This window comes from Streptomyces sp. (assembly GCF_019510245.1).
GTDB lineage: Bacteria > Actinomycetota > Actinomycetes > Streptomycetales > Streptomycetaceae > Streptomyces.
In genome coordinates this window covers 19,446-29,075 of record NZ_JAEKKT010000056.1, presented here as the reverse complement: position 1 = coordinate 29,075, position 9,630 = coordinate 19,446, and the positions used below count along the sequence as shown (strand labels likewise).

Genomic DNA, 9,630 nt, shown 5'->3' with positions numbered 1-9,630 from the left:
GCGCCTGACAAGCAGGTCCCCAGCGTCCTGCTGATTGACGGGCTCGGACACGCCAAGTGGCCACGACGTCGGCCGGACGTGCCCCGATTTTCCCCCACTCGGGGCGAGGACCGCAGGACCTCCGGCTTCCTGATTGAGATGTGCGCTCCGGTCGCTTTTTACGGAGATGACAGCGGGGTGTTCCTCGGGTCGACGGCATGCTGTTCGGAGCGAGGAGGGGCGAGTGGGCGAGCGACGGGCCCGGGTCTGGGCCGGTATCGACGCGGGCAAGGGGCATCACTGGGCGGCGGCGGTCGATGAGAGCCCGATACTCGGCGCCGAGTTCGTCGTCGCCGCAGGCGACCTCACGGCCTGCGCCGACGCCAGCCACCTGGCCTCGGCGGCCGGCCTGGTGCCAGTGCCTCGCGACTCCGGACGCCGCACCGGCAACCTTCACCGCCCCAAGCGCTACAGCCGCCGCCTGCGCCGGGTGTTCTACATGTCCGCGCAGACCAGCATCATCCGCGAGGGGCTCAACCGGGACTTCTACCTCAAGAAGCGTGGCGAGGGCGGCAAGCACGTCCAGGCCGTCATCGCTCCGGCACGGCGACGGACCAGCGTGCTGTGGGCGCTTCTGCGTGACGATCGGGTGTTCACCCCCGCCCCACCGGTCACGCAGGCGGCTTGACTTCGTCATTGAGACTCCTTGGGTCACAGCGCGCCGGCGGCGCGGAAGATGTGGACGAACGCGTTGACGCTGGCGGGGCCCTGGAAGGCGACGTACTCGGTGAGCACCAGGCTCTGATTCCACTTCTGTTTGTACGCGAGCTGGGTGGCGGCGGGGTACACGTCCTTGCCGTTCTCCCACAAGAAGTGCATAAACCACCGGAAGGCCGCGCTGCTGCCCGGCATCTCCACCTTCTCGTCCAGGGTGGTGAAGGGCGTGAATCCGAAGTGCAGCCAGGGGACCTGCTCCTGGAGGAAGGCGTCGATGGCGGTCTTGTTGATTGCTTCCATCAACCCTGGCGACAGATCGGGCCGCCGTCGGCTCAGGTCGTGCATCCAGCCGGGCCGGGTGCCGTAGACCGGCGAGTAGAGGATATAGCCGGCCGGTGCGCCGTCGATCAGGCCGAGGAACAACCGGCGGTACCGCTGCGCGGGCCCGCCGCACTGGCCGACCAGGTACTCCAGTTGCTTGGCGCCCTCGCCCTTCAGCGGCAGCCACATCCGGTCGATGCCGACGATCGCTTCACGCCATTCCTCGTAGTCCGCCTCGATCACGGTGAGTCCGTTGCGGAAGGCCCGCGAGATCTTGTTCCGAAGCTGCATGAACCGAGTGCCGGACAGCGTGAACGTGGTGAGGTCGACCGCGTACGAGGAGCCGATCTGATTCACCGTGAAGCCCCGCTCGGCGTAGATCCGGGCGTCTCGCTCCTGCAGCTGGACGGAGACCACCTGGTATCCCCGGTCCGCCGCGAACAGCAGAAATCCGTCGAGTAGTTCGCGATAGCACTCGTCGGGCGCGAACGGGCCGCCGAACTGTACCAGATAGGGCCCGGCCGGACGATAGACGATCACTCCGTCGCGGCCCGGAAGGGTGAAGTAAGAATTCCCCTGACTGACCGCGAGGAATGAGCTTGGATTGTTGGACTCCGCGTGATCGCGGATGGCGTTGTACACAAAATCGAAGGAGGCTGCTTCGTCGCTTATGACGCTCTCGATCATACCATCAACCTCGCTCTGGAATGTTCGGGGTGCCGTATTCTGATACCAGCCGGAGGGTGGCGACTATGGCATGCGCCCGCACACTCCGCAAGTGCCTCGAAAACGGGTAGCGAAATGTCAGTGCGGCGTCAACGAGTGGTCAGCGGGGACTCCGGTCAGACCGATGTCAGCGCAGGATCAGGGGCCCTCTGCCAGGATCTCGGACGTCGAAAGGCCACTTGGCGCAAGAGAGAAGGATCGTGGCAGTGCGTGAAATCTCCAGCGGCCCTGATCAGGTGACGAAAGGGCGTGCCAAACCCCTGCTCAGTTACCACTCTTATGTCGGAGGAAAAGATATTGAGGGTATGGGTTGGGTTTATACGGTCAGCTCCAAGTCCCTCCTTGAGGACGTGTTCACCAGCGTGAGTCTCAAGCGCGCGCTGGAGCAGGATCCCGACCCGCGCTCCGCCGCGGCACAGCACTCCTACGTGGTGGGCCGCTGCGGGGTGATCGGTATGCCCGACGTCGTCGCGGCCACCGAGGCCGCGGCCGCCGCCGTGGACGCCTGGTCCAGCACTCCGCTCGCCGATCGGCTGCGGCTCGGCGCCCGGTTCCGGGACAAGCTCATCGAGCACCGGGACACCATCCTGGAGATCATGGTCGCCGAGGCCCACCCGGTCACGCTGGCCCGCTGGGAGCTGACCTGCCTCATCCAGGCGTACAGCGAGGAGAGCCTGGCCTGGTACGAGCAGCAGATGCACGCCGAGCGCGAGTTCCTCGGCCGCAGACTCGTCGTACGCCGGCAGGCGGACGGGGTGGTCGCCATCAACCCGCCGCAGAACGCCCCGGTGCCCAACTCGGGTCTTGCGGTTCTGCCGTTGATGGCCGGCAACGCCGTGATCGTCCGGGCCCCGCGCAGCATCGCCCTGAGCACGCTCTATATCCTGCGCGAGCTGGCGGTACCGCTCCTGGAGGAGATGCAGGCCCCGCCCGGCACCCTGAACATTGTCTGCGGCACCCCGCAGAAGATCATCGACCACTGGCTGGACGACCCGCGGGTCAACGACATCATGTACTTCGGCGCCAGCGAAGCCGGGCTGAGGTTCGAGCAGGAGTGCGTCGCCCGCGGCAAGAAGCCGATCCTCGAACTCGCGGGCAACGACAGCCTGGTGGTATGGAAGGACGCCGACATCTCCGCCGCCGTGGAGGCGATCTGCGAGGCCTTCTACGGGTCCGGCCAGATCTGCATGGTGCCCAACTGCGTGATCGTGCACCCCGAGATCGCCGACGAACTCATTGGCCGGCTCAAGTCCGCCGCCGAGGCCATCATCCCGGGATACCCCGACGACCCCGACGTTCTGCTGTCGCCGGTCCGGCGCAGTGAGCGGTTCTTCGCGTTGCTGCGCCAGGCCCTCGACCGGGGCGGCCGGCTCGTCTGCGGAGGCCGGCGGGTGGAACTCGACGGCACGCCTTCCCAGGCCGGCCAGTTCCTCCAACCGACCGTCGTACGGGTCGACGGGATGGCCGAGTCGGCGGCCTTCGACATGGTGCGCCAGGAGACGTTCTTCCCCCTGCTGCCCGTCGTCGTCCCGGCCCCGACCGCCGACGCCACCCTGCTCGAGGACGTCATCGACTTCGTCAACGGCAACGACTACGGGCTGCGCAACTCGCTCTGGGCCCGCTCCGCCGACGTCATCGACCGCTTCGTCACTCGGGTGCGCAACGCGGGCCTGCTCAAGGTCAACGACTCCCACATCGGTTTCCTGCCCGTCGTCCCCACCCACGGCGGGACGGGGCTGACCGGCGGCGCGTTCGGTGAGGGCAACTACCCCATGCTCAAGACCTCCCACGTGCAGGGGGTGAGCCTCGGCAAGGGGATCTCACCGCGCGTGGCCATGTTCGAAAACTGACGGACACCCGAGTCAGGAGTCCCTGATGCGCTCCCTCGACCTGGCCCGCGCGGCCTGCGAACGCCACCACCCCGGCCTGCTCAAGGCCCTCGCGGAGGAACCGCTCACGACCCGTGAGGCGGCCGGCAGCCCCGTGATCGACATCTTCCGGGCACACGGCGGCCCCGCCCTGCTCGTGCCCACCCGGTACGGCGGCCTCGGCGTCCACGCCCTGGAAGCCGTGCAGGTCACCCGGGCCATCGGTGCCCTGTCGCCGTCCCTCGCGGCAGGCGCCACCATGCACAACTTCACCGTGGCCATGCTCTTCCAACTGGCCGAACGGCTCGGCGCGGCGACAGCCGAGCAGACCGAGGTGCTGTACCGCATCGCACCGGAGCGGATGCTTCTTGCCTCGGGGTGGGCGGAGGGTCGTACGGAACAGAACATCCTCGCCCCCACGGTCGTCGCCACCCCGACCGAGGGCGGCTTTCTGGTCAACGGTGCGAAGAAACCGTGCAGTCTGTCGGGCTCGATGGATCTGCTCACCGCGAGCGCCTTCCTCCCCGACGAGAACGGCAACCCCCAGCTGGTCATCCTGCTCGTGCCCGCGAAGGCCCCGGGCGTTTCCCTGCACCCGTTCTGGGGGACCGGTGTCCTCGCCGCCGCGCAGAGCGACGAGGTGCGGCTGGAGGACGTCTTCGTCCCGGAGCACCAGGTGATCCGGTCGACCCCGGAGGATCCGGGCCGCCTCGACGACCTGCAGACCGCCGCGTTCGTCTGGTTCGAACTGCTCGTCACCTCCGCCTACGTCGGGGTCGCCGCCACGCTGACCGAACGCGTCCTGGAGCGGCGCCGTGGCAGCGTGAGTGACCGCGCCGCACTCGCCGTCCAGCTGGAGTCGGCCGTCGCGCTGACCGAGGGCATGGCACGGGCCGTCGACGACGGTGCCGCCGGCGACGACGCGGTGGCCGCCGTCCTCGTCACCCGGTTCGCCGTCCAGAAGGCGCTGGCCGCAGTGAGTGACCTGGCCGTCGAACTCCTGGGCGGTATCGCCTTCATCGAGTCGCCGGACATCGCCTACCTCTCCTCGGCCGTGCGGCCCCTCGCCTTCCACCCACCGTCCCGTACCAGCACCACAGAGGCGCTGGTCGAGTACTTCGCCGGCGGCCCCCTACTGCTCTCCTGAGCCGCTTTCGCCACCGTCCCCCATCAGTCCACGTGCCAGCAGCCCGAGGAGGGCGAGTATGACCACCTATGTGGAGGCCGACCGCACGGTCGACACGGAGGCCGAGATCCTGGGCCTGTACCGCAAGCACTTGAGCAAGGGCCGCGCCACCGTCGCCGAGCTGTTCGGCAGCCACATGGAGGTCGAGTCGTCCGGTGCCAGGCTGCGCACCAGCGACGGCAAGGAGTACCTCAACTGCAGCGGCTACGGCGTCTTCGTCATGGGCGCCCGGCACCCCCGGGTGATGGAGCTGGTCCGCAGGCAGCTCGAGACCCACCCCATCGCTACCCGCATCCTGCTGGAGCCGACGGTCGGCCGGGCTGCCGAGGCCCTGTCCTCCGTCGTCCCCGCCCATCTCAACCGCATCCACTTCGCGCTCTCCGGTGCCGAGGCCGTCGAGACCGGCCTCAAACTGGCCCGTGCCAACGGCAAGAAGCGCCTGGTCTCCATGCGGATGGGCTACCACGGGAAGACCCTCGGTGCGCTGTCGGCCACCGCCAAGGAGGTCTACCAGAAGCCGTTCCGGCCGCTGCTCGCCGATGTCACGCACATCCCCTTCGGCGACCTGGAGGCACTGGAGGAGGTGCTCAGCGCGCACCCGGGCGAGACCGCGGTGATCGTCGAGCCGGTACAGGGCGAGGGCGGGGTCATCCTGCCGCCCGCCGGCTACCTGCCGGGCGTCGAACGCCTGGTGCGCACGTACGACGGCTTCCTCATCCTCGACGAGGTGCAGACCGGCATGGGTCGGCTCGGTGAGTGGTGGGGCGCGGACCTGTACGGAGTCAGCCCGGACGTCCTGCTCGCCGGCAAGGCGCTCGGCGGCGGGGTGATGCCGGTGTCGGCGGCGCTCGCCAGCCGCAAGACCTTTGCTCCCTTCGACAAGGATCCCTATCTGCACACCGGCACCTTCACCGGCGCCCCCGTCCTGATGGCCGCGGTGCAGGGCGCGATCGAGGTGGTCAAGGAGGAGCGGCTGGTCAGCAGGGCCGCCGAGCTCGGCGGCCGGTTGCTGCCCGAGCTGTCCCGGATCGCGCACGAGAACCTGCCCGGCCTGGTGAAGGAGGTGCGCGGCCAGGGCCTGTTGATCGGCATCGAGATGGTGGAGGCGGGACTGGCCGGAGAACTGCTGATCGAGCTGTTCAACCACGGTGTCGTAGGCAACCACTCCATGAACGGCAGCGCGGTCGCCAGGTTCACCCCGCCCGCCATCCTGACCGACGCCGACGTCACCTTCCTGCTCGAAGCGTTCGACAAGGCCACGCGCGACCTCCTCGCTGAGCGCGCCCGGATGCCGGAAGGCGGTCGGTAGAGATGCGGAAGGTCATTCTGGACGCGGTGATCCACGGCACGGACCCGGGCACCGTCTTCGAGAACGTCGTGCAGTTCAAGCGCTATCCCGAACTCTCACCCCACGTACAGGCCACCGAGGTCACCGAGACCCGGCCGAGCGCCACCGGGGCCTCCAGTTGGGAGCTGCTGTTCCGCAGTGGGCTGCTCCAGTGGTCGGAGACCGAGCGGTTCCTCAAGGACGACCTGCGCATCGAGTTCGAGCAGACCGACGGTGACTTCGAGACCTTCCACGGCCACTGGACGCTGAGCCCGGACGGCGCCGACACGGTCCTGCACTTCGAGTGCGACTTCGACTTCGGCATCGAGAGTCTCGAAGGAATCCTCGACCCGATCGCCGAGCGCGTGATCAAGGAGACCGTGGCGTGGGCCGTGGTCGGGCTGCACGACTCGGTCCGCCTGGAGGGCGACCTGGAGCTTCTGCCGACCGCGACCGCCGACCGCTGACCACCCGCCCGTGAGCTGAGGAGCCGAGCCATGGACATGGCCAACCCGTTCGAGACCCCCACCACCTACCGACTGCACCGCGCCGAGTACCTCGTCGGGCTCGCGGTGACCATCGGGCTGTTCGTCGCCCACATCGGGGAGGTGCGCTGGATACCGGCCGTCATCCTCTTCGTCTACATCGACCTGATCGGCTACATCCCGGGGGCCGTCGCCTATCGGCGCAGCCCGGGCCAGCGGGTCGCCAAGGGTTACTACATCGCCTACAACACCATGCACAGCCTGATCACGCAGACCGTGGTCGCCGGGATCTGGATGCTGGTGTACAAGCCCGAGTGGGCCCTTCTGGTCCTTCCGATCCACCTGTTCGCCGACCGGGGCGTGTTCGGGAACTTCCTCAAGCCCTTCGCGCTGGGCTTCGAGCCGGAGCCCAACCCGGCCTATACCCGGCTCGCGGCCGAACTGTACCGCCGCCGCGGCGCGCACGAGACGGCCGGGGCGGGCGTCACCGCGGCCCGCACATGAGCGGCCGCCGGACGGCGGGCTCCGACGCGGGGTCGACCGACGAAGGGTTGGGCGCCGCACTCCGGTTGACCACCGGCGTCACCGTTCTGACAGCCCGCGCCGACGGCCGGGTGCACGGATCCACAGTCAGTGCCGCCGGACTGGTCTCCCGCAACCCGCCGGTCGTCGCGGCCGGCCTGCGTCCGGACTCCGCCCTGCTCGAACTGGCCTACGGTTCGGGCCGGTTCGCCGTGAACGTGCTGTCCGGCCGCCAAGCCCTGCTCGCCGACTGGTTCGCCGACCCCGAACGGCCCCTCGGTGCTGCTCAGTTCGAGCCGCTGGGCTGGGCGCCGGACCCGGAGACCGGTCTTCCGTTGCTGGGCCACGCGCTCGCCCACCTGATCTGCCGGGTCTCGGGTCGGTTCACGGTCGGCGACCACGAACTGCTGCTCGGCACGGTGGAATCGGGTCGGCACGGCAGCGGCACCCCGCTGATCAGCTTCGAGGGCGCGCTGCACGGCGCGGAGTTCCACGAGGTCCCGCGGCGGCGCGGACGGCGCGGCGTGACCGGTGCCCTCGCCGTCGCGCTGGACTGACCGCCGTCCGGCGCCCCGCCCCTGTCCCGTCCGACCCCGACATATGACGAGAGGAACCGACATGACCAGCAATGTTCCCGCCGAGACCGGCTGGGACACGGCGCCGGGACTGCTCGACGGCGCGATGAACCTCAACCTCACGCCCCAGCAGTGCGATCTGGCGTACTGGCTCGGCGGGGTCGCCCAGGGCACCCTCGTCGGCCGGGCCGTCACCGGGCACACCGCTGAGGAGCCCACCCCCGCCCACATGCGTGAGGGCGGGCCGTTGCGCGACGCGCTCATCATGGAGCTGGGCTGCCGGTCGGTCGCCGAGACCGAGGCGACGAAGGTGCTCGCCCACTACGTGGCTGGCGCCCCCGACACCGCGGGCCTGGAGTTCTTCGCCACCCAACTCCTGGACGAGGCCAGGCACGCCATGGTTTTCCGCAATCACCTTCTCGAACTCGGCGTACCGGCAGCCGAGTTGGAGGCCACGGTGGCGAAGGTCTCCACCGACTACACCCGCGAGGTCGTCGATCCGATCCTGGACTTCGCGCTGCGCGCCGTGCGGGACGAGCAGGACTTCGCCGGGGGGGTCGCCGTGTTCACCATCGTCATCGAGGGTGTGCTGGCCCCTGCCGCCGAGCTCAGCGAACGCAAGTGGAACGTCCTGGACCCAGCCGCCGGGGCCATCGCCCGCGGCGCCTCCATCGACGAGATCCGCCACCTTTCGGTCGGCAGCACCATCGTCCGCGATCACCTACTGCGGCACCCCGACTACCGCCCGCGGCTGATGGACATCCTGGAACGCGGCCGCACGCTCTGGGAGCGGATCCCGGACCGCAAGTACGTCCTGGAGCGGGAGGAACTCTTCCAGGAGGGCATGCGGCAGCATGCCGAACTCATCGCGGACTACGAGGTGTTCCCCGGCCGTCGGCTCCTCGACACCACACCGGGGGAGCGCTACGACCTCGCCGAGCGGTGGACCGACGAGATGGCCGAAAGCCGCTTCGCGTACATGGGCCTCGATCCCGCCGTCATGCGGATCGGCTGAGCGGGCCGCCATGACCGGTGACCGGTACATCCCGACGTGTGTGATCAGCGGACTCGGCGCCTGGCTGCCGCCGCGTGTGGTCACCAACGACGAACTCACCGCCCACCTCGACACCTCGGACAGCTGGATCCGGGAGCGCACCGGCATCGCGGCCCGCCGACGCAGCGCGCCAGGTGTGTCCACCGGCGACCTCGCCGTCGCGGCCGGCGAGCTGGCCCTCAAGGCCGCGGGCGGGGGGCCGGTGGACGCGGTCGTCCTCGGCACCACGACCCCGGACCGGCTCTGCCCCGGGACGGCACCCGAGGTCGCCTCCCGGCTCGGGCTCACCGGAGCCGCCGCGTTCGACGTGTCCGCCGTGTGCACCAGCTTCCTGTACGGCCTTGCCACCGCGGCCGGGCTCATCGCCACCGGCACCGCCGAGAGCGTCCTGTTGATCGGGGCCGAGACCTACTCGACGATCCTGGACCCCGACGACCGTACGACATCGGTGATCTTCGGCGACGGCGCCGGCGCGATGGTGCTGAGGGCCGGCCGCCCCATGGAGCCCGGAGCCGTCGGCCCGGTGCTGCTCGGCAGCGACGGCAGCCAGAGCGACCTCATCCAGATCCCGGCCGGCGGCTCCCGGCAGCGCTCCACGGGCGCCGCCGCCCCTCGGCAGGACCACTACTTCCGGATGAATGGTTCCGACACCTACCGCAACGCCGTGCTGCGCACCACCGCCGTCGCGCAGGCGGCCCTGGAACGGCGGGGCTGGAGCCCCGACCAGGTCGACCGGTTCGCCGCCCACCAGGCCAACGCCCGGATCGTGGACGCGGTCTGCGCCTCACCTGGGGCGCCACCACGGTCCTGTGGCCCGACGTGCCGGCCCTGACCGGCTGAGATCCGAACCCGACAACACGGCCCTGGGGA

Annotated in this window: 9 protein-coding genes and 1 pseudogene; 9 read left to right on the top strand and 1 reads right to left on the bottom strand. The window is 69.3% G+C overall.

Features of this window, described 5'->3' with window-relative positions:
* Window positions 1-277: 277 nt before the first annotated feature.
* A pseudogene (locus JF597_RS02665) lies at window positions 278-667 on the top strand (transposase); the annotation flags it as partial.
* Window positions 668-690: 23 nt separating this feature from the next.
* On the opposite strand, the gene JF597_RS02660 reads toward JF597_RS02665, so the two are convergent.
* Complete coding sequence (locus JF597_RS02660) at window positions 691-1,704, bottom strand: DUF2156 domain-containing protein (RefSeq protein ID WP_293988088.1); 1,014 nt, start codon at window positions 1,702-1,704, stop codon at window positions 691-693.
* A gap of 344 nt (window positions 1,705-2,048) precedes the next feature.
* Between JF597_RS02660 and JF597_RS02655 the strand changes: the two genes are divergently transcribed.
* The 8 genes from JF597_RS02655 (at window position 2,049) to JF597_RS02620 (ending at window position 9,592) form a co-directional block, all read left to right on the top strand.
* Window positions 2,049-3,593, top strand: a complete 1,545-nt coding sequence (locus tag JF597_RS02655; RefSeq protein ID WP_293988085.1) for an aldehyde dehydrogenase family protein — start codon at window positions 2,049-2,051, stop codon at window positions 3,591-3,593.
* Window positions 3,594-3,618: 25 nt separating this feature from the next.
* Complete coding sequence (locus JF597_RS02650; RefSeq protein ID WP_293988082.1) at window positions 3,619-4,758, top strand: acyl-CoA dehydrogenase family protein; 1,140 nt, start codon at window positions 3,619-3,621, stop codon at window positions 4,756-4,758.
* A 58-nt stretch (window positions 4,759-4,816) separates the two neighbouring features.
* Window positions 4,817-6,106: an aspartate aminotransferase family protein gene (locus tag JF597_RS02645; protein ID WP_293988079.1), complete on the top strand. Its 1,290-nt coding sequence runs from the start codon at window positions 4,817-4,819 to the stop codon at window positions 6,104-6,106.
* 2 nt (window positions 6,107-6,108) lie between these two features.
* Window positions 6,109-6,591: an SRPBCC family protein gene (locus JF597_RS02640; protein WP_293988076.1), complete on the top strand. Its 483-nt coding sequence runs from the start codon at window positions 6,109-6,111 to the stop codon at window positions 6,589-6,591.
* Window positions 6,592-6,621: 30 nt separating this feature from the next.
* A complete protein-coding gene (locus tag JF597_RS02635) occupies window positions 6,622-7,113 on the top strand; it encodes a hypothetical protein (protein ID WP_293988073.1) in 492 nt (163 codons plus the stop codon).
* Between the two features lie 47 nt (window positions 7,114-7,160).
* A complete protein-coding gene (locus JF597_RS02630) occupies window positions 7,161-7,688 on the top strand; it encodes a flavin reductase family protein (RefSeq protein ID WP_293988070.1) in 528 nt (175 codons plus the stop codon).
* 61 nt (window positions 7,689-7,749) lie between these two features.
* Window positions 7,750-8,721 carry a VlmB-like protein gene (locus JF597_RS02625; RefSeq protein ID WP_293988067.1) on the top strand — a complete coding sequence of 324 codons (972 nt, stop codon included), beginning with the start codon at window positions 7,750-7,752 and terminating at the stop codon, window positions 8,719-8,721.
* 10 nt (window positions 8,722-8,731) lie between these two features.
* Complete coding sequence (locus JF597_RS02620) at window positions 8,732-9,592, top strand: beta-ketoacyl-ACP synthase 3 (protein ID WP_293988064.1); 861 nt, start codon at window positions 8,732-8,734, stop codon at window positions 9,590-9,592.
* The last annotated feature ends 38 nt before the right edge of the window (window positions 9,593-9,630 follow it).